The sequence below is a fragment of the Streptomyces ficellus genome, from assembly GCF_030406405.1.
Classification (GTDB): Bacteria; Actinomycetota; Actinomycetes; order Streptomycetales; family Streptomycetaceae; genus Streptomyces; species Streptomyces ficellus_B.
In genome coordinates this window covers 39,052-58,187 of sequence record NZ_JAUEPL010000045.1, presented here as the reverse complement: position 1 = coordinate 58,187, position 19,136 = coordinate 39,052, and the positions used below count along the sequence as shown (strand labels likewise).

The window sequence follows — 19,136 nt, the reverse complement described above, 5'->3', positions numbered from 1 at the left end:
GGCGCCGCACCGGGGGCAGGCGCCGCACCGGGGGCGGGCGCGGGGTCGGTCGCCTCGCCGACGCGGGTGGGGGCGTCGGCGGGCGTGGGCGTCGGGGTGGCGAGCGCGCGGGTGAGGGAGGGGCGGGCTTCCGGCTGGGCCGTCAGGGCGCCGGGCACCGTCGCCGCGGGGAAGCGGGGGTCCGTCAGGGCCAGCCGCAGCGCGTGGACGTGGCCCACGAAACGCGGGTCGACGACCGCGACGCGCTCGGTGGCCGGGACGGCGGCGAGCAGCGCGGCGGCCTCCCGCTCATCGGCGGCGATACGGACGTCGAAGCCCAGCGACCGCAGATCGCCCTCGAGCGGCGATCCGGGTACCGGAGGACCGGTGAGGATGGCGGTCGACAGACGAACTCACTCCTTGGAGCTGACAGGGCCGGCTGCGCGCGGCAACTCGGCCCGGTCCTGGGCGGCGGCACGTCGGCAGAGGCTATCGGATGAACGGAAGCGGACGTTCACTGAGGTTTCCCGGCCTCCGGGGGCCGTCCCCCGGGAGAAGCCGGGTCACGACCGACCCGCCGCGATCATCATGGTCGATGGGTACCTCAGCCACAAACCGCGGTCCTGTGGCGGCATAGGCTGGCCGTCATGACGTGGTTGATCACCGGCGGAACCGGATATATCGGCGCCCATGTGGCCCGGGCCATGGCGGAGGCGGGCGAGCGGGTCGTCGTCCTGGACGACGTCTCGACGGGCGTCCCGGAGCGGCTGCCCGCCGGCATACCCCTGGTGCGGGGCTCGCTGGGCGACCGGGAGCTGGTGGGCCGGACGCTCGCCGGGCACGGTGTCACCGGCGTCGTACACCTCGCGGCGAAGAAGCAGGTCGGGGAGTCGGTCGAGCAGCCGCTGCGGTACTACCGGGAGAACGTGCACGGGCTGACCGTGCTGCTGGAGGCCGTGGTCGCCGCCGGGGTGGGGCGGTTCCTGTTCTCCTCGTCGGCCGCCGTGTACGGCGTACCGGACGTGGAGCTGATCGACGAGGACACCCCGGCGGCGCCGATCAACCCGTACGGCGAGACGAAGCTCACCGGCGAGTGGCTGGTCCGCGCGACCGGCCGGGCCCACGGCATGGCGACGGCCTGCCTGCGCTACTTCAACGTGGCCGGATCCGTACGGCCCGAGCTGGCGGACACCGGCGTGTTCAACATCATCCCGATGTTCTTCGACCGGATCACGCGCGGTGAGGCCCCGCGGATCTTCGGCGACGACTATCCGACCCCGGACGGCACCTGCGTCCGTGACTACATCCACGTCGCCGACATCGCCGACGCCCACCTCGCCGTCGCCCGCCGCCTGGCCGGTCAGAACGGCGACCTGACGCTGAACGTCGGCCGCGGCGAAGGCGTGTCCGTACGGGAGCTGGCCGGCATCGTGGCCGAGGTCACCGGCAGCACGCACCAGCCGGTGGTGGAGGCGCGGCGGCCGGGGGACGCGGCCAGGGCGGTGGCGTCGGTCGGGCGGATCACCGAGGAGCTGGGCTGGACGGCCTCGCTGGGGGTGCGCGAGATGGTCGAGTCGGCCTGGGAGGGGTGGTGCCTGCGCCATCCCGAGGCATGTGTGCGCTGATCGTCGCACCGCCCCGACCAGCGGACGTAACCGCAGGTCAGGGCATATGACAACGGTGTTCAGTGCCGGGTTGCGGATACCCCCCACCCGTAGTTCACTTGCGCCTCGGAAGGGTGTCCGACGATCAGGAGGCGCATTCATGGGGGCTGGGCACGACCACGGGCACGCACACGGTGGTCCGTCGCCGACGGGGACCGCTGCCGCCGCGTACAAGGGGCGGCTGCGCATCGCGCTCACGATCACCCTCGCGGTCATGGTGGCCGAGGTCGTCGGCGGCGTCATCGCCGACTCCCTGGCCCTGATCGCCGACGCGGCGCACATGGCGACCGACGCGGTGGGGCTCGCCATGGCGCTGCTGGCCATCCGCTTCGCTGGCCGCCCGGCCGACCAGAACCGGACCTTCGGGTTCGCGCGGGCGGAGATCCTGGCCGCGCTCGCGAACTGTCTGCTGCTGCTCGGTGTCGGGGGCTATCTGCTGTACGAGGCGGTCCAGCGGTTCATCACGCCGGCCGAGACCAAGGGCGGGGTGGCGATCGCGTTCGCCCTGTTCGGCCTGGTGGCCAACATGGTGTCGCTCTCCCTGCTGGTACGGGGGCAGAAGGAGAGCCTCAATGTGCGCGGCGCCTACCTGGAGGTGCTGGCGGACGCGCTGGGCTCGGTGACGGTGCTGATCTCGGCCGGTGTCATCCTGGCCACCGGCTGGCAGGCGGCCGACCCGATCGCGTCCCTGGTGATCGGCCTGATGATCGTGCCGCGCACGGTGAAGCTGCTGCGCGAGACGCTCGACGTCCTGCTGGAGGCGGCCCCCAAAGGCGTGGACATGGCCGAGGTCCGCGCGCACATACTGGCCCTGCCGGGGGTGAAGGACGTGCACGATCTGCACGCCTGGACCATCACGTCGGGGATGCCGGTGCTCTCGGCCCATGTGGTGGTGCATCAGGAGGCGCTCGACTCCGTGGGGCACGAGAAGATGCTGCATGAGCTCCAGGAGTGCCTGGGGGGCCACTTCGACGTCGAGCACTGCACGTTCCAGCTGGAGCCGAGCGGTCATGCCGCGCACGAGGCGAAGCTCTGTCACTGACCGCCACTCGACCACGCGATTCCCATGTCATCCGGCGACGCCGCACACGAGGGTTCCGGTGACCGCGCGCGGCGACCGCCGGCCGGCGACCGGTGGCGTACGCGGCCGGAGACGCAGGGGGATGTCGCAACCGTACGGGCGGTCAACGCCGCCGCGTTCGGCAGGCAGGAGGAAGCGGACCTGGTGGACGCGCTCCGCGAGGACCCGTCCGCGTGGCTGCCGGGCCTGTCGTACGTCGCCGAGGCCCCGGACGGCACGGTCGCCGCGTACGCGCTGATCACCCGCTGCCGCGTCGGGGACCGGCCGGCGGCCGCCCTGGCGCCGGTCGCGGTAGCCCCGGCCCACCAGCGGCAGGGCGCCGGGCAGACGGTGGTGCGGGCGGTACTGGACGCGGCGCGGCAGAGCGGAGAGCGGCTGGTGCTGGTGCTCGGTCATCCGGAGTACTACCCCCGCTTCGGTTTCGTGCCGGCTTCGCGCTACGGGATCCGGCCGTCCTTCGAGGCGCCGGACGAGGCGATGATGGCGCTCGACCTGGACTGTTCCGGTCCTGTGCCCGCGGGCACGATCCGCTATCCACCCGCCTTCGGCGTCTGAATCCACCGGCTGATTTCGCGGATGGGGCATAACGGGCGCGTGCCGTCGTGTGCCGACAAGCGGCTTTTGTACGGCAGACTGAGGGTTGCCCCCACAGGGCCGATGACAGAAGCGAAGGATGGTTATGCCGACCACACCAGCCACCGCGGCGAACAACTCGTCGAACGGATCGGACGCGTCGAACGGAACCCAGCCGTCGATCATGCTGGAACTCGTCGACGAGACCGGCAGCACCATCGGCACCGCGGAGAAGCTGGCCGCTCACCAGGCGCCCGGGCAATTGCACCGGGCGTTCTCGGTCTTCCTCTTCGACGAGGAGGGGCGGCTGCTGCTGCAGCGCCGGGCGCTGGGCAAGTACCACTCCGCCGGCGTCTGGTCGAACACCTGCTGCGGCCACCCGTACCCGGGTGAGGCGCCGTTCACGGCGGCCGCCCGGCGCACCTTCGAGGAACTGGGGGTCTCGCCCTCGCTGCTCGCCGAGGCGGGCACGGTGCGCTACAACCACCCGGATCCCGAGTCGGGTCTCGTCGAGCAGGAGTACAACCACCTCTTCGTGGGCATGGTGCAGGCTCCGCTGCGACCGGACCCGCTGGAGGTCGGGGAGACGGCGTTCGTGACGGCGCGTGAGCTGATGGAGCGGCACGCCTCGGCGCCGTTCTCCGCCTGGTTCATGACCGTGCTGGACGCCGCGCGCCCGGCGATCAAGGAGCTGACAGGGGAGACCGGGGGCTGGTGACGGTGGGGCCGGAGGGTCTCTCCGGGCCGGGTGGCAGGGCCGTGTACGCGGGCGCGGCCGGCGCGGGGAGTCCTGCGGAGTCCACGGGGCCCGGCTGTCCGCCGGGCACGCCGGGTTTCAGAGGCAGGGCGGCCCAGATGATCTTCCCGCCGCTCGCGGTGTGCTCGACGTCGCACTCCCCGCCCGCCTCCCGGGTCATTTCCCGTACGAGCAGCAGCCCGCGCCCTCCCGTCCGCCCGTAGTCCGCCTCCAGCGCCTTGGGGCGGTAGGGGTGGCTGTCCTCCACCGACACCCGGATCCACTCCGCGCCGATCGCGACCTCCACCGAGAGCTCGGGCGACAGCAGGGCCGCGTGCCGGACGGCGTTGGTCACCAGCTCGGACACGATCAGCAGCAGGGCGTCCGCGACATCCTCGTGGATCGGCACGCCTTGACGTTTCAGCAGATCCCGTACGGCGCGCCTGGCCTGCGGCACGGAGACGTCGACCGCGGGAGCGGTGAATCGCCAGACCCCTTCGTACGAGGGCGGCCGGGCCTGGATGCTCCCGCGGCTCTCCATGGTCCGGTGTGCGCCCTCGTGCTCGATTCTCGCCACGTCATCGAGTGTTGGCACTGTGCTGGTCCGGTCCCGGCCACTGTCCAGAAGTCACCACCTATTCGACGGCTTCTGCCCGTGTTCGTACAACGACGTCAGGTGACGGACCGGTCCGGGCCTTCTTCTGACACCTTCGCCGATACCAGACGGACGATCCGGCGGCCGCCCACGCCGATGGCGACCAGGCCGAGGCCGTCGAAGAGCAGCGCCAGCGAGAAGAACGTACCGAGGACGTACAGACTGCTGCGCGGCCAGCCGAACAGGACCAGCAGGCCCAGCAGCAGGCCGAAGGCCCCTTGCAGCAGCGTCCAGCCGAACTGCGGGCCACGCACCACCACGCTGCCCACCAGCCGGAAGACCCCGCCCGTGAGGAACAGCAGGGCGGCGAACATGGTGAGCGCCTCGGCCGACTCCACCGGGTGGCGGATGACCACGACACCGGCGGCGATATTCAGCGCGGCGACGACCACGGCGAGCCAGAAATAGCCCTCGCCGCGCGACTGGACGGCGTGCAGCAGCCCTACCGCGCCGCCGATCAGCAGCAGCCAGCCGAAGAGCAGCATCGAGGTGAGGGTGGCCACACCGGTGTAGACGAGCCCGACCAGGCCGGCGATGACCAGGACCGCCCCCAGCAGCGCCAGCCGGCCGAAACTGCGGCGGAGCTTCCTGCCCTCACGGGCGGCCGCGCTGGGCGCCGCCCGGCGCGAGGGGCGAGAGGCGCGGACGTCCGGGGCGGCAGGGCCTTCCGGGGGCGTACCGGAACCCTGGGGCGCACCGAGGTCCGGGGGCGTGCGGCCTTCCGGGGGCGTACCGGGGTCCGGGGGCGTACCGGAATCGTGGTGCGTACCGGGGTCGGGGGCTCGGCCCGGTTCCGGGCGCCTGCCGGGGTCGGGGGCGGTATCGGCCATCAACGCGCCTCGCTTTCTCGCAGCACCAGCACAGCGTTCGGCACCCCTTGTTGATCGTACGTTCGGCGGGGCCGGATAGCATCCCGCCCATGGAGCAGCCGCAGCTGGAGCAGTCCGTCGCGGACGGGGTGGCCACCGTCGTCATCAGCAACCCGGCCAAGCGCAACGCCATGACGGCCGCGATGTGGCGCGCCCTGCCCGAGCTGCTCGCCGCCCTGGCGACCGACCGGAGCGTCCGCGCACTGGTACTGACGGGCGCGGGGGCGACGTTCTGCGCCGGGGCCGACATCTCGTCGCTGGGTGGGCCCGGGGACGAACAGCAATCCCTCGCCGTGCGCGCCGAGGAGGCGGTGGCCGCCTTCCCCAAGCCGACGCTGGCAGCGGTACGCGGCTACTGCGTGGGCGGCGGCAGCCAGCTGGCGGCCGCCTGTGACCTGCGGTTCGCGGAGGAGGGCGCGCTCTTCGGGATCACCCCGGCGAAGCTCGGCATCGTGTATCCCGCCTCGTCCACGCGGCGGCTGGTGTCCCTGGTGGGCCCTTCGGCCGCCAAGTACCTGCTGTTCTCCGGCGAGTTGATCGATACGGGGCGGGCGCTGCGCACCGGTCTGGTGGACGAGGTGCTGCCGGCGGGCGAACTCGACAAGCGGGTCGCCGAGTTCACGCGGGTCCTGGTGTCCCGCTCGCAGCTGACGCAGGCGGCGGCCAAGGAGTTCGCGTCGGGGCGGACCGGCCGGGAGGCGTACTGGGCGGAGCAGGCGCGCGGCAGCCGCGAGGCGGAGGAGGGCGTCGCCGCCTTCCTGGAGCGGCGGGCTCCACGCTTCACGTACGGGGTCTGAGCGGCGCTCCAGGGACGGGGTCGGAGCGGCGCTCCAGGTACGGCAACGCAAGACGGCGCTTCACTGCCCCCTCCCCCACGTACCAACCAGTCGGTAACGTGAGCGCATGACGACTCTCCCGCCGGGCGCCGGGCGCCGCTGCCACAACGCCGTGAACCCGCTCCACTCGACGATCTACTTCTCGCCGGACTTCGCCAAGGAGCTGGCGGCGCTCGGTGTCACGGATTCCAACGCCGCGTACTTCGCCGGCCGCGCCGCCGCCATGGGAGCGGTCGGTCCGGGTGTCGTCGCGGCGACCTTCTACAACTTCGACCACGAGCTGATAGCCCGGCACCTCCCGGCCGTCTGGGACGTCGCCTCCCCGGAAGCCGTCCTGGCGGCGCGGCTGCGGGCCGCCGACGCCACACTGCGGCGCCTGCTCGGTGACGAGACGGTCACCTCCGACGCGATGGCGGAGGCCGCCGGTCTCGCCCTGCGCGCCACCGAGGCGTGTACCCGGCACGCCCGCCCGCTGTACGCGGCACACGCCGACCTGCCGGTGCCCGAGGAGCCCCACCTGGCGTACTGGCACGCGGCGACCCTGCTGCGTGAGCACCGGGGCGACGCGCACCTGGCCGCGCTGCTCGCCGCCGGGCTCGACCCGCTGGAGGCACTGGTCAGCCACACGGCGACCGGCAAGGGCATGGCGCCCCGCTGGATCCTCGCCACCCGGGGCTGGCGGCGCGCGGACTGGGACGCGGCGGCCGGGCGGCTGCGCGAGCGCGGGCTGCTGGACGAGCGGGGCGAGCTGACAAGTCGGGGCTCCGCCCTGCGCGCCGAGCTGGAGGGCCACACGGACCGCCTCGACGCGGCTCCGTACGAGCACCTCGGAGCGGCCGGCGTCGAACGGCTCACCGAACTGGCGCGCGGCTTCGTGGGCACCGCGGTGGCGGCGGGCGCGTTCCCGCAGGACCTCACCGGGAAGGCGTGACGTTTCGGCGGATACGCGGCGGCAACCCGCACAGGGAGGCCACAAGCACTGGAGGTGCCCCTTGCGTACCATCGCAGATTTCTTCCGCATGATCGGATCGGCCGTCGCCACCGTGGTGACCCTGCCGTTCCGGCTGCTGGCCCGGCTGTTCGGCGGGGCCTCGCGGGGCGGGGGCAGGGCGCGGCGCGCCTGAGACAGGGCGCGCGGACACGTCGCACGGTGACCCGGCAGAATGCAACCTCAAGCTGGCTAGGCACGAGAAGGCGAGTCGGGACACCGTGACGACGTCCATCGAAGGCAGGATCGCCGAGGAGCTCGGCGTACGCGAGCGGCAGGTGAGGGCGGCCGTCGAGCTGCTCGACGGCGGGTCGACCGTTCCGTTCATCGCGCGCTACCGCAAGGAAGCGACCGAGATGCTCGACGACGCGCAGCTGCGCACGCTGGAGGAGCGGCTGCGCTATCTGCGGGAGCTGGAGGACCGGCGGGCCGCCGTCCTCGACTCCGTACGCGAGCAGGGCAAGCTGACCGAGGAGCTTCAGGCGCGGATCCTCGCCGCCGACACCAAGGCGCGGCTGGAGGACATCTACCTGCCGTTCAAGCCCAAGCGGCGCACCAAGGCGCAGATCGCGCGGGAGGCCGGTCTTGAGCCGCTGGCCGAGGGCCTGCTTGCCGACCCGTCGGTGGAGCCCCTCGCCGCGGCCGCCGCGTTCGTCGACCCCGACAAGGGCGTCGCGGACCCGGCCGCCGCGCTGGAGGGCGCCCGCGCCATCCTCACCGAGCGGTTCTCGGAGGACGCCGACCTGATCGGCGAGCTGCGCGAGCGGATGTGGACGCGCGGGCGGCTGGTGGCGAAGGTGCGGGCGGGCAAAGGCGACGCCACAGAGGGGCCGGGCGCGAAGTTCGCCGACTACTTCGACTTCACCGAGCCGTTCACCGAGCTGCCCTCGCACCGGGTGCTGGCGATGTTCCGGGGCGAGAAGGAAGAAGTCCTCGACCTGACCCTGGAGCCGGAGGAGCCGGTCGAGGGGCCTTCGTCGTACGAGGGGATCATCGCCTCCCGGTTCGGGATCTCCCAGCAGGGGCGGCCGGGCGACAAGTGGCTCGCCGACACGGTCCGCTGGGCGTGGCGCACCCGCATCCTCGTCCACCTCGGGATCGACCTCAGGCTGCGGCTGCGTACGGCGGCGGAGGACGAGGCGGTCCGGGTCTTCGCCGCGAACCTGCGCGACCTGCTGCTCGCGGCGCCCGCCGGGACGCGCGCGACCCTCGGGCTCGACCCCGGCTTCCGTACGGGCGTGAAGGTCGCCGTCGTGGACGCGACCGGCAAGGTCGTCGCCACCGACACGATCTACCCGCACGTGCCCGCCAACAAGTGGGACCAGTCGCTGGTGACCCTGGCGCGGCTCGCGAAGGAGCACGCGGTCGAGCTGATCGCCATCGGCAACGGCACCGCGTCCCGCGAGACCGACAAGCTCGCCGGTGAACTGATCGCCAAACACCCGGAGTTGAACCTCACCAAGGTGATGGTGTCGGAGGCGGGCGCGTCGGTGTACTCGGCCTCCGCGTTCGCCTCGCAGGAGCTGCCGGAGCTGGATGTGTCGCTGCGCGGCGCCGTCTCGATCGCGCGCCGGCTCCAGGACCCGCTGGCCGAGCTGGTGAAGATCGACCCGAAGTCGATCGGCGTCGGCCAGTACCAGCACGACCTGTCCGAGGTGAAGCTGTCGCGCTCGCTGGACGCGGTGGTCGAGGACTGTGTGAACGGTGTCGGCGTCGACGTCAACACCGCCTCCGCGCCGCTGCTGTCGCGCGTGTCCGGCATCGGCGCGGGGCTCGCCGAGAACATCGTGGCGCACCGGGACGCCAACGGCCCCTTCCGGTCGCGCAAGGCACTCAAGGACGTGGCGCGGCTCGGCCCGAAGGCGTACGAGCAGTGCGCGGGCTTCCTGCGGATCCGGGGCGGCGACGACCCGCTGGACGCGTCCAGCGTGCACCCGGAGGCGTACCCGGTGGTGCGGCGGATGGTGAAGACGACGGGCGGTGAGGTCGCGTCGCTGATCGGCAACACGCCGGTGCTGCGGTCGCTGCGGCCGGACGACTTCGTGGACGAGACGTTCGGTCTGCCGACGGTCACCGACATCCTGCGGGAGCTGGAGAAGCCGGGGCGTGACCCGCGGCCCGCGTTCAGGACGGCCACCTTCAAGGAGGGCGTCGAGAAGATCGGCGACCTGGCGCCGGGGATGGTGCTGGAGGGTGTCGTCACGAACGTGGCGGCCTTCGGCGCCTTCGTGGACGTCGGTGTGCACCAGGACGGGCTGGTCCACGTCTCGGCGATGTCGCGGAACTTCGTCAAGGACCCGCGCGAGGTGGTGAAGCCGGGTGACGTGGTGAAGGTGAAGGTGCTGGACGTGGACATTCCGCGCAAGCGGATCTCCCTGACGCTGCGGCTGGACGACGAGACCACGGACTCGGGCGCGCCGAAGCGGGAGCGCGGCGGACCGCGGCCGCCGCAGCAGCGCCAGGGCGGCGGCGGTGGCCGTGACCGGGATCGGCGCGGGGGCGGCGGCGGTGGCGGTGGCGGCCGCCCGGCGCAGGCCCCGGCGCCCGCGCCGGCGAACAGTGCGATGGCGGACGCCCTGCGCAAGGCGGGGCTGCTGGGCGGAGGCGGCGCAGGCGGCAAGGGCCGCCGCTGAGAGGGGCGTGGGCCGGGGTGGGCAGGGGGCTCCTGCCCACCCCGGCCGGCGTGCGGGCGCGTTCCGGCTGTGTGACCCTGGCCGCGTCGCAGGACCATCCAGCGGCGGAAGACGACGGAGGACGACGGAGAGGACGGAGACGGTCATGAACCAGGTCGGAGACAAGCCCGAAGAGGTCCGCAAGCGTCTCGAGGAGGAGAAGCGGGAGGCGGAGCGGCAGCAGGAGCGCAAGCCCGGCGACCGGGCCGCGCAGCCGCGTGAGCCCGAGGGGGTGCTGTCGGAGGACGACGTGTACGAGGAGCCGGAGGACCGCCCGTAGCGGTCCTCACTCCTCGGTGACCTTGCCGGCCGCCACCTCGATCCGGCGTGTCGTACGGACCGCGTCCAGCATGCGCCGGTCGTGCGTGACCAGGAGCAGGGTTCCCTCGTACGAGTCGAGGGCCGACTCCAGCTGTTCGATGGCCGGCAGGTCGAGGTGGTTGGTCGGCTCGTCCAGGACCAGCAGGTTGACGCCACGGCCCTGGAGCAGGGCGAGGGCGGCACGGGTGCGTTCGCCGGGCGACAGGGTGGTCGCGGGGCGCAGTACGTGGGCCGCCTTCAGCCCGAACTTGGCGAGCAGCGTGCGCACTTCGGCCGGTTCCGTGTCGGGTACGGCGGCGCAGAACGCGTCGAGCAGGGACTCGGAGCCGTGGAAGAGCCTGCGGGCCTGGTCGACCTCGCCGACGACGACGCCCGCGCCCAGTGAGGCATGGCCCGCGTCCAGCGGGAGGCGGCCCAGGAGGGCGGCGAGCAGGGTCGACTTGCCCGCGCCGTTGGCGCCGGTGATGGCGACCCGGTCGGCCCAGTCGATCTGGAGCGAGGCCGGGCCGAAGTGGAAGTCGCCGCGGTCCACTTCGGCGTCGCGCAGGGTCGCCACGACCGAGCCGGAGCGCGGGGCGGCGGCGATCTCCATCCGCAGCTCCCACTCCTTGCGGGGCTCGTCGACGGTGTCGAGGCGCTCGATCATGCGCTGTGTCTGGCGCGCCTTGGCCGCCTGCTTCTCGCTTGCCTCGCTGCGGAACTTGCGGCCGATCTTGTCGTTGTCGGTCGCCTTGCGGCGGGCGTTCTTGACGCCCTTGTCCATCCAGGAACGCTGCGTCTGGGCGCGGCCTTCGAGGGCGGCCTTCTTGTCGGCGTACTCCTCGAACTCCTCGCGGGCGTGCCGACGGGCGGTCTCCCGCTCCTCCAGGTACGCCTCGTAACCGCCTCCGTACAGTGTGATCTCCTGCTGCGCCAGGTCCAGTTCGAGGACCTTGGTGACGGTGCGGGTGAGGAATTCGCGGTCGTGGCTGATGACGACCGTCCCGGCGCGCAGGCCCTGGACGAAGCGTTCCAGCCGCTCCAGGCCGTCGAGGTCGAGGTCGTTGGTCGGCTCGTCCAGCAGGAAGACGTCGTACCGGGAGAGGAGCAGCGAGGCGAGTCCGGCGCGGGCGGCCTGGCCGCCGGAGAGGGAGGTCATCGGCTGGTCGAGCCCGACCGTCAGACCGAGGGAGGCGGCCACTTCCTCGGCCCGCTCATCGAGGTCGGCGCCGCCCAGGTCCAGCCAGCGCTCCAGGCTGACGGCGTACGCGTCGTCGGCGCCGGGCGTGCCGTTGACCAGACCCTGGGTGGCCTCCTCCATCGCGATCTGGGCGGCGGCGACACCGGTACGGCGGGCGAGGAAGTCCCGTACGGTCTCGCCCGCGCGGCGCTCGGGCTCCTGCGGGAGGTGGCCCACGGTGGCGGTGGGCGGCGAGAGGCGCAGCTCCCCGTGCTCGGGCGTGTCGAGCCGGGCCAGGAGCCGCAGCAGGGTCGATTTGCCGGCGCCGTTGGCGCCGACCAGGCCGATCACGTCGCCGGGCGCGACGACGAGGTCGAGGCCGGAGAAGAGGGAGCGTTCGCCGTGGCCGGCGGCGAGGTCCTTGGCGACGAGGGTTGCAGTCATCAGGGCGTAAATCCTAGCCAGAGCGATCCGGCGAGTTCGCCGAGGGCGCCAGGAGCCGGATTGCGCCGCCGTCGCCGAGGGCGGCGCGCGGCCAGGGAGCCGCAGTGCGCCTCCGTCCGGGCGAGGTCCCCGCCTCCCGGCGCGGTGGCGCACGGGAGGCGGGGCGGCGCGTCAGGTGGGCTCGCCCCGGACGCCATCGCGGTCCAGCGCGAGGAGCCCCCTCCCCCGGCACGGCGGCACAGGGAGAGGGGGCGGCGCGTCAGGTGGGCTCGCCCCCGTCGCGGTCGCGGTTCCGGTCGCGGCCGGGGGCCGGGGGCTGGTCGCCCCTCGGTGTCGTCGTGCCGGGGCCGATGCGGATCTCGAAGTCGCCCGCGTACTTCTCGTGGCCCGCGATCACCGCCTCCTCCACGGCCTCCTCGGCGAGCTCGCCCCGCACGATCAGCGGGTCCTGGCGCAGGTCCCGCATCAGGGACAGGCACATGCCCACCATCACCAGCACGAACGGGGCCGCGACGAGGATCGTGAGATGTTGCAGTCCGGCGAGGGCGTCGCCCTTGCCCTGGCCGACGAGCAGCATCACGGCCGCCACGCCACCGGTCACCACGCCCCAGAAGATGACCACCAGCCGGGCGGGTTCGAAGGTGCCGCCCTGCGAGAGCGTGCCCATCACGATCGAGGCGGCGTCGGCTCCGGAGATGAAGAAGATCCCGACCAGGACCATCACGAGCAGGCTCATCACGCCGGCGATCGGGAACTCCTGGAGCACGCCGAAGAGCTGGCCCTCGGGTGTCGCCTCGTCGCCGAGCCGTCCCTGCTCCTGGAGGCGCATGGACGTACCGCCGAAGATGGCGAACCAGACCAGGCTCACCGCGCTGGGCACCAGGATCACGCCGCCGATGAACTGGCGGATCGTCCGGCCACGGCTGATCCGGGCGATGAACATGCCGACGAACGGGGTCCAGGAGATCCACCAGGCCCAGTAGAAGACCGTCCAGCTGCTCAGCCAGTCGGCGACGTCGCCGCCGCCGGCCGCCGCCTCGGTACGGCCGGCGAGCTGCGGCAGCTCACCGACGTAGGAGGCGAGGGAGGTGGGGATCAGGTCGAGGATGAGGATGGTGGGGCCCGCGAGGAACACGAACAGGGCGAGCACCACGGCCAGCACCATGTTGGTGTTGGACAGCCACTGGATGCCCCGCTCGACCCCGGAGACGGCGGAGAAGACGAAGCACACCGTCAGCACGCCGATGATGGAGACGAGCAGCCCGGTGCCCGCCTTCTCCATCCAGCCCAGTTCCCGGAATCCGCTGCCGATCTGCAGGGCGCCGAGGCCGAGGGAGGTGGCGGAGCCGAAGAGCGTGGCGAAGATCGCGAGGATGTCGATGACCCGGCCCGGTGCCCCGTTGGCGCGCTTCTTGCCGATCAGCGGCTCGAAGACGGCGCTGATCGTCTGCCGCCTGCGGCGCCGGAAGGTGCTGTACGCGATGGCGAGGCCCACGACCGCGTAGATCGCCCAGGGGTGGAGGGTCCAGTGGAAGAGGGTCGTGGCCAGCGCCGTCTGCATGGCGTCCGCCGAGTCGGCGGGGTCGGTGCCCGGGGGCGGGGTGGTGTAGTGCGCGAGGGGCTCGCTGACCCCGTAGAACATCAGGCCGATGCCCATGCCCGCGCTGAACATCATCGCGACCCATGAGACCGTACGGAACTCGGGCTCCTCGTGCTCCTGGCCGAGCTGGATCCTGCCGTAGCGGCTGACGGCGAGCCAGAGAGCGAAGACCACGAAGCCGGAGGCGGCCAGGACGAAGGCCCAGCCGCCGTGGTGCATCAGGCCGCTCAGCATCGTGTCGGAGATGTTCTCCAGCGACTTGGTGGCGACGGATCCCCAGGCCACGAAGGCGAGGGTGAGCACGGCCGTCACGCCGAACACCACCCGGTCGGTGACGGGGGGCCTGTCCTCGTGGGGGTGGCGGCCCGGGAGGGCCGCCTTCACGGGCAGCCGCCTCCGTTGCCCCGGTTTCTGTTCGTCGTGCGACACAAGCGGCACCTTTCAGCAGTTCATGGAGCCTGTTTTCGCTCTCCGGTACCCCCTACCACACAGGTCCCACACCTCCCGGCATCAACAGGCGGCGACTGGTTGCCCGGCGGTGAGGTGGTAGGCCGCGCGGGTGTCGAGCAGCAGCGGCACCAGGGCGCGCCGGGACTGCCGCAGGGGTACGAACGCCCCGGCACCGTCGCCGCCGGCCCTGGCGCTGACGCCGTGGAGGGCCAGTTCGTCGCCGACGTCGGCGTACTGGGCGGGGCTGAGCCGGTAGCCGCAGGGCGGGTCCTGGAGGGTTTCCGAGGGCTCCGCCGGGTCGTTGTCGGCCCCGCCCAGGTGGACCGGGCCCCGGTCGCGCAAGCCCGCCAGCCGGGCCGTCGTGGTGGCCGCCTCGATGGCGGGCCGCCGGTCGTCCACGTACGCGAAGAGCCCGTCCAGGGCGGCCAGTTGGGTGTCGACGCGGCGTCGGTTGTTGAGGGCCGGGTTCTTCTGCTCCGCGTCGTCAAGGGGGTCGACGCGGGTCTCCACGAGCAGCCCGATGGCGTGCTTGACGCCCGCCGCGTTGCGCAGGATGCGCTCCTGGCCGTCGCCCGCGACCTGCTTGACGGGCTCTCCGGTGACGGGGTCGGTCCAGATGCCGTAGACCCCGCTGGTGAACCCGGCCCGTTCGGCGGTCGGGCGGACGTACGACTCGGACAGGGTGTGCGCCTCGTCGTGGACGTGGGCGTCGGTGTTGAGGTTGCGCGGCCACAGCGCGAGCAGGTCCTTGTCGTAGTACGGCGGGGTGGCGCCGTACTCGTGCAAGTCGTAGACGACATCGGGCTTGTGGTCGCGGATCACGGCGGCCATGGCGCGGCCCTCGGCGGTCCTGAGCGCGATGTGGTCGCGGTTGATGTCGGCCCCCTCGGCGTTGGTGCGGGTGCCGGCCGCGCGGCCGTCGGGGTTGGCGGTGGGGATGACGAGGACGGTCGTACGGGCGAGGAAGCGCCGGGTCTCACGGTCCTCGGCGTACGCGAGGTCGCGGACCGTGGTCAGGCAGGCCTCGCGGCCGGACGGCTCATCGCCGTGCTGGGCACAGATGAGGAGCACGGTGTTGGTGGTGGGGGCGGTGGAGATCCGTACGAGCTGGAGGGGACGGCCCTGCCGGGTGGTGCCGATGCGCGTCATCGACACGCGGTCGCTCGCCCGGTCGACGGCGGTGAGGAAGCGCTGCTCCTCGGGCTGGGTGGTCCAGCGGGCGCCGTGGCTGGTCTCGAAGCCGGTGCGGGGCGGCGGGGTGGGCGAGGCCTGGGCTGGGGCGGTGATCAGCGGGAGGGCGAGGGCGGCGGCGGTGACGGTCACGGCGAGGGCGCGGACGCGTGCGGCGCGTGGGGTCATCGGGTGCTGCCTCCGGGGATCGGCGGGATGGGGCGCGGGGTGGTGACGCCGGCCAGGGGGGTCTGGTGCGGCGCCTGGCGCATCGTGCCGGAGGTGGCGCGCAGATAGGCCCCGGCGCCGCCGACGATGGGGAGCCTCGCGGTGGTGCGGGCGAGGTCGAGGGTGAGGGTGGGGGTGGACGCGGGAGGGTCGATGAGGTCCTTGTCGGTGCCGCCGATGATGAGCGCGAGGCGGTGTCCGGCCGGGATGACATGGTCGGCGGAGGCCAGGTCGAGCGTGATGGTGTGGGCCTTGCCGGGGGTCAGGGGGCGGCCTTCGTGCTCGTCGGCCCAGTTGCCGAGGTCGGCCCAGCCACGGCTGAAGACGGTGAAGCCGACGTCCGCGGTCTTCGCCGCCGTCTCCTTGAAGCAGGCGCTGTCACCGGTCGTGCTCGCGCCCCAGCAGGTGCGTTCGGGCAGGGTGGTGATGCCTTCGCCGCGAGCCGTGTAGTCGCGGATGGTGTCGGGCCCGAGGTCCACGAGGACGGCGGACAGGTGGGCGCTCGTGGTGTTCGGGGTGGCCGTGACGGTGACGGAGGAGGCGCCGGACAGGCGCAGGTCCTTGGCGAGCGGGCGGGAGACGAAGCCGGCCTTGGAGGGCGTGGAGCTGTCGATGTGCGCGGCCCAGTCCAGTTCGCCGAGCGCGGGGTCGTCGGTGAACGTCTCGGTGGCTCCGGGCCGGGGCGGCACCAGGCCCAGGGTGCCGACACCGGGCGCCGCTCCCTTGCCGGGGCGGAGCGTGGTGGTGGCGGTGGCGCGTGGCGGCCAGACGCGGTCGGTGGACCACTGCCCGGGGGCCCGCTCGATGTCCGCCATCGGCTCGCTCTGAGCGCCGTTCCGGTAGCCGAGCAGTTGGTGGTCGAACCAGCGGTGCAGGGTGCGTACCCAGTCGGCGCGGCGGAAGTCGAAGGGGTCGACGTGCCCGGTCTGCGAGAGCCAGATCTTGCGCTCGACACCCTGCTCGGCGAGGGCGTCCCACCACTGCCCGAAGTGCTTGGCGCGGACGTTGAGGTCCTGCTGCCCGTGCACGACGAAGACGCTGGCCTTCACCTTGTGCGCGTCCTTGACGTAGTCACGGTCCTCCCACAGCCGGGTCCAGTCGCCGGTGCGCGGCGCGCCGTCCACGAGGCGTTGCTGGACGTGGCCGCAGCGGGCGCGGGCGTCGGGGCTGTTGACGTAGTTCGAGAGCCAGTCGGGCCCGGAGTCGTACAGCGGGGCGCCCTTGGCGAAGTAGTAGTCGTACCAGGAGGAGATGGCGCCGATCGGGACGATGGTCTTCAGGCCCTCGACGCCGGTGGCGGCGACGCCGTTGGCGATGGTGCCGTCCCAGCTCTTGCCGATCATGCCGGTGTCACCGGTGGACCAGCCGGTCGCGTGGGCGCGTTCGGTGCCGGTACGGGTGGTGTAGCCGCGGGCCCGGCCGTTCAGCCAGTCGACGACGGCCTTGGCGGACTGGACGTCGGAGCGGCCGCCGACGTCGTCGCAGCCGTCCGAGCGGCTGGTTCCGGCCAGGTCGACGGCGGCGAAGGCGTAGCCGCGCGGGACGAAGTAGTTGTCGTAGAAGAGCGGGAACTGGACGGGGTCGCCGCTTGGGCCGTACGTCTTCTTCTGGCTCTCGTTGCCGCGCCCGCAGCAGGAGTAGTAGGGGCTGGCGTCCATGATGACGGGGATCTTGCGGCCCTGCTGGGCCGTCTCGCGCGGCCGGATGATGTCGACGGCGACCCGGTCGCTCTTCCCGTCGCGGTCGCCGTCCAGGCCGGTGTCCACCCACACGGACTCGCGGATGGCGTTGTCGTACGAGTAGATGGGCTGCGATTCCCGGGCGGGCGCGCTCTGCGCGCTCCCCGGCGGCATCAGTGCGGTCGTCAGGGCGGCTGTGGCCACCACCAGGGCGCTGCTCGACATGGGGGTTCTCCGCGCACGTATCGGCATGGGCGGAAGGTACACGGGTCAACTGGCGCATAAAAGGGGACAGTAGGCGGGCGAAAGCGGTCGGAAGGGACGGTACGGACGGTGGTGTTTCATGTCGTCCGGATGGCGATCATGTGACAGGGGCGACCATGGACATGACTGTGCCGCAAGAGGCTGAATGGGTTTCACGAAAACCTCCGTCCATACGACTTGGAGAGCTTGACGTGCACCGCAGACTGATCGTCCCGAGCGCACTCGCGGCCTCGCTGCTGCTGGCGATCCCGGCATCGGCCGCCGACTACAAGCCGGGCGCCCCGGGCATCGGCGACGCCTACTACCCGGCCAGCGGCAACGGCGGCTACGACGTGTCGCACTACGACCTGCGCCTGAAGTACCAGCCGAAGACGGACCTGCTGGAAGGTACGGCGACGATCCTCGCCACCACCACACAGAACCTGTCCCGCTTCAACCTCGACCTCGGACTGAAGGTCAGCGAGGTGCGGGTGAACGGGAAGAAGGCGCGGTTCACCACCTCCGGCGACCATGAGCTGGAGGTCACTCCCGCCGCGCCGCTGGCGAAGAACCGGGCCATATCGGTCGTCGTACGGTACGCGGGCAAGCCGTCCGAGCTGAGGATAGGCGGCTGGACGGCCTGGCACCGCACACCGGACGGCGGCGTCGCCGCGCAGGAGCCGGACTCGGCCGTGTGGTGGTTCCCGTCCAACGACCATCCGCTGGACAAGGCGACGTACGACATCTCGGTCTCCGTGCCGGACGGGACGCAGGCCATCAGCAACGGCGTCCTGACCTCGCAGTCGTCCCGGCTCGGCTGGACGCGCTTCAACTGGCGCTCCAACAAGCCGCAGGCGACCTACCTCGCCACGCTCGCGGTCGGCACGTTCGACATCACGACCGACAAGACCGCCAAGGGGCTGCCCGTCCTCAACGCGTACAGCAAGGACCTCGGTGACAACGCGGGAGCGGCGCGGGCCAGCGTCGAGCGCACGGCGGAGGTCGCGGAGTGGCTGGAGGAGGTCTTCGGACCGTACCCCTTCAACGCGCTCGGCGGCTACGTCCCCAATGTGACCAGCGGATACGCGCTGGAGACCCAGACCCGGCCCTTCTACAGCCCGCGCCAGTTCGCGGGCGGGGCGAACGTGTCGGTGGTCGTGCACGAGCTGGCGCACCAGTGGTACGGCGACAGCGTGTCGGTCCACGGCTGGAAGGACATCTGGGTCAACGAGGGCTTCGCCCGCTACAGCCAGTGGCTGTGGTCGGAGAAGGAGGGCGAGGGCACGGCGCAGGAGCTGGCGGACTACGTGTACGCGCAGCACGCGGCCGACGACCCGTTCTGGACGGTCAAGCCGGGCGACCCGGGCCCGGACAAACAGTTCGACCTCGCCGTGTACGACCGGGGCGCCCTCGCCCTCCAGGCGCTGCGCAACGAGGTCGGCGACGAGGACTTCTTCGCGATCCTCGAGGGCTGGCCGGCCGAGCACGCCTACGGCAACGCCAAGGTGAGCGACTTCGTGGCGTACGCCGAGCGGGTCTCCGGCAAGCCGCTCACCGGGCTCTTCGACACGTGGCTCTACCAGCCGTCGAAGCCGGCGGCCCCGGCGGTGGCCCCCGCCGCGGCCGAGTCCGGGATCGCGGCGCGGTCGCGGGCGGCCGGCGCGGCGCCCGCGCAGCCGAAGTCGTGGCAGAAGATCGCCGCGACCAACACGATCCACGACCACGGTCACGGTCACGGTCACGGTCAGGACCGCGGTCACCGTCACGACCACTGAGGCACGCGCCACCG

General features: G+C 72.1%; 14 protein-coding genes and 3 pseudogenes. 10 read left to right on the top strand and 7 right to left on the bottom strand.

Annotated features, from left to right (window positions below):
• A pseudogene (locus tag QWM81_RS24620) lies at positions 1-386 on the bottom strand (CDP-alcohol phosphatidyltransferase family protein); the annotation flags it as partial.
• Between the two features lie 240 nt (positions 387-626).
• On the opposite strand from QWM81_RS24620, the gene galE reads away from it, so the two are divergent.
• The 4 genes and pseudogenes from galE to idi all read left to right on the top strand — a co-directional run bounded on the left by galE (position 627) and on the right by idi (position 4,015).
• Positions 627-1,604, top strand: a complete 978-nt coding sequence (gene galE / locus QWM81_RS24615; protein WP_290114521.1) for a UDP-glucose 4-epimerase GalE — start codon at positions 627-629, stop codon at positions 1,602-1,604.
• A gap of 139 nt (positions 1,605-1,743) precedes the next feature.
• A complete protein-coding gene (locus QWM81_RS24610) occupies positions 1,744-2,685 on the top strand; it encodes a cation diffusion facilitator family transporter (RefSeq protein WP_290114520.1) in 942 nt (313 codons plus the stop codon).
• Between the two features lie 78 nt (positions 2,686-2,763).
• Positions 2,764-3,279, top strand: a pseudogene (locus QWM81_RS24605) (GNAT family N-acetyltransferase); the annotation flags it as partial.
• A gap of 124 nt (positions 3,280-3,403) precedes the next feature.
• Positions 3,404-4,015 carry an isopentenyl-diphosphate Delta-isomerase gene (gene idi, locus QWM81_RS24600; RefSeq protein ID WP_290114518.1) on the top strand — a complete coding sequence of 204 codons (612 nt, stop codon included), beginning with the start codon at positions 3,404-3,406 and terminating at the stop codon, positions 4,013-4,015.
• 100 nt (positions 4,016-4,115) lie between these two features.
• Here idi and QWM81_RS24595 read toward each other — a convergent pair.
• Together QWM81_RS24595 and QWM81_RS24590 are read right to left on the bottom strand one after the other, a co-directional pair.
• A pseudogene (locus tag QWM81_RS24595) lies at positions 4,116-4,574 on the bottom strand (ATP-binding protein); the annotation flags it as partial.
• Positions 4,575-4,705: 131 nt separating this feature from the next.
• The gene (locus QWM81_RS24590; RefSeq protein WP_290114528.1) at positions 4,706-5,251 is read right to left on the bottom strand and encodes an HdeD family acid-resistance protein; all 546 of its coding nucleotides are present in this window, start codon (positions 5,249-5,251) and stop codon (positions 4,706-4,708) included.
• Positions 5,252-5,607: 356 nt separating this feature from the next.
• On the opposite strand from QWM81_RS24590, the gene QWM81_RS24585 reads away from it, so the two are divergent.
• The 5 genes from QWM81_RS24585 to QWM81_RS24565 all read left to right on the top strand — a co-directional run bounded on the left by QWM81_RS24585 (position 5,608) and on the right by QWM81_RS24565 (position 10,333).
• Entirely contained in the window at positions 5,608-6,354 is a 747-nt protein-coding gene (locus QWM81_RS24585; protein WP_290114516.1) for an enoyl-CoA hydratase/isomerase family protein, read from the top strand.
• A 106-nt stretch (positions 6,355-6,460) separates the two neighbouring features.
• Positions 6,461-7,324 carry an SCO6745 family protein gene (locus QWM81_RS24580; RefSeq protein ID WP_290114515.1) on the top strand — a complete coding sequence of 288 codons (864 nt, stop codon included), beginning with the start codon at positions 6,461-6,463 and terminating at the stop codon, positions 7,322-7,324.
• A 61-nt stretch (positions 7,325-7,385) separates the two neighbouring features.
• A complete protein-coding gene (locus QWM81_RS24575) occupies positions 7,386-7,517 on the top strand; it encodes an LPFR motif small protein (protein ID WP_260604312.1) in 132 nt (43 codons plus the stop codon).
• Positions 7,518-7,602: 85 nt separating this feature from the next.
• A complete protein-coding gene (locus tag QWM81_RS24570) occupies positions 7,603-10,014 on the top strand; it encodes a Tex family protein (protein ID WP_290114514.1) in 2,412 nt (803 codons plus the stop codon).
• A 145-nt stretch (positions 10,015-10,159) separates the two neighbouring features.
• A complete protein-coding gene (locus tag QWM81_RS24565) occupies positions 10,160-10,333 on the top strand; it encodes a hypothetical protein (RefSeq protein ID WP_290114512.1) in 174 nt (57 codons plus the stop codon).
• Positions 10,334-10,339: 6 nt separating this feature from the next.
• On the opposite strand, the gene QWM81_RS24560 is transcribed toward QWM81_RS24565, so the two are convergent.
• From QWM81_RS24560 to QWM81_RS24545, 4 genes are all read right to left on the bottom strand, one after another.
• Positions 10,340-11,977 carry an ABC-F family ATP-binding cassette domain-containing protein gene (locus QWM81_RS24560; protein WP_290114511.1) on the bottom strand — a complete coding sequence of 546 codons (1,638 nt, stop codon included), beginning with the start codon at positions 11,975-11,977 and terminating at the stop codon, positions 10,340-10,342.
• 259 nt (positions 11,978-12,236) lie between these two features.
• A complete protein-coding gene (locus tag QWM81_RS24555; protein WP_290114526.1) occupies positions 12,237-13,967 on the bottom strand; it encodes a BCCT family transporter in 1,731 nt (576 codons plus the stop codon).
• A gap of 120 nt (positions 13,968-14,087) precedes the next feature.
• A complete protein-coding gene (locus QWM81_RS24550; RefSeq protein ID WP_290114510.1) occupies positions 14,088-15,386 on the bottom strand; it encodes a M14 family metallopeptidase in 1,299 nt (432 codons plus the stop codon).
• Complete coding sequence (locus tag QWM81_RS24545) at positions 15,383-17,356, bottom strand: Xaa-Pro dipeptidyl-peptidase (RefSeq protein WP_435372445.1); 1,974 nt, start codon at positions 17,354-17,356, stop codon at positions 15,383-15,385. Before QWM81_RS24545 ends, QWM81_RS24550 begins: the two co-directional genes overlap by 4 nt.
• A 203-nt stretch (positions 17,357-17,559) precedes the next feature.
• Between QWM81_RS24545 and QWM81_RS24540 the strand changes: the two genes are divergently transcribed.
• A complete protein-coding gene (locus tag QWM81_RS24540; protein ID WP_290114508.1) occupies positions 17,560-19,122 on the top strand; it encodes a M1 family metallopeptidase in 1,563 nt (520 codons plus the stop codon).
• Positions 19,123-19,136: the final 14 nt, after the last annotated feature.

Bases quoted from the DNA above. Each gene is read 5' to 3' on its own strand.
- galE (WP_290114521.1), top strand. From the start codon at position 627: ATGACGTGGTTGATCACCGGCGGAACCGGATATATCGGCGCCCATGTG.
- QWM81_RS24585 (WP_290114516.1), top strand. From the start codon at position 5,608: ATGGAGCAGCCGCAGCTGGAGCAGTCCGTCGCGGACGGGGTGGCCACC.
- idi (WP_290114518.1), top strand. From the start codon at position 3,404: ATGCCGACCACACCAGCCACCGCGGCGAACAACTCGTCGAACGGATCG.
- QWM81_RS24545 (WP_435372445.1), bottom strand. From the start codon at position 17,356: ATGCCGATACGTGCGCGGAGAACCCCCATGTCGAGCAGCGCCCTGGTG.
- QWM81_RS24550 (WP_290114510.1), bottom strand. From the start codon at position 15,386: ATGACCCCACGCGCCGCACGCGTCCGCGCCCTCGCCGTGACCGTCACC.
- QWM81_RS24610 (WP_290114520.1), top strand. From the start codon at position 1,744: ATGGGGGCTGGGCACGACCACGGGCACGCACACGGTGGTCCGTCGCCG.
- QWM81_RS24560 (WP_290114511.1), bottom strand. From the start codon at position 11,977: ATGACTGCAACCCTCGTCGCCAAGGACCTCGCCGCCGGCCACGGCGAA.
- QWM81_RS24580 (WP_290114515.1), top strand. From the start codon at position 6,461: ATGACGACTCTCCCGCCGGGCGCCGGGCGCCGCTGCCACAACGCCGTG.
- QWM81_RS24565 (WP_290114512.1), top strand. From the start codon at position 10,160: ATGAACCAGGTCGGAGACAAGCCCGAAGAGGTCCGCAAGCGTCTCGAG.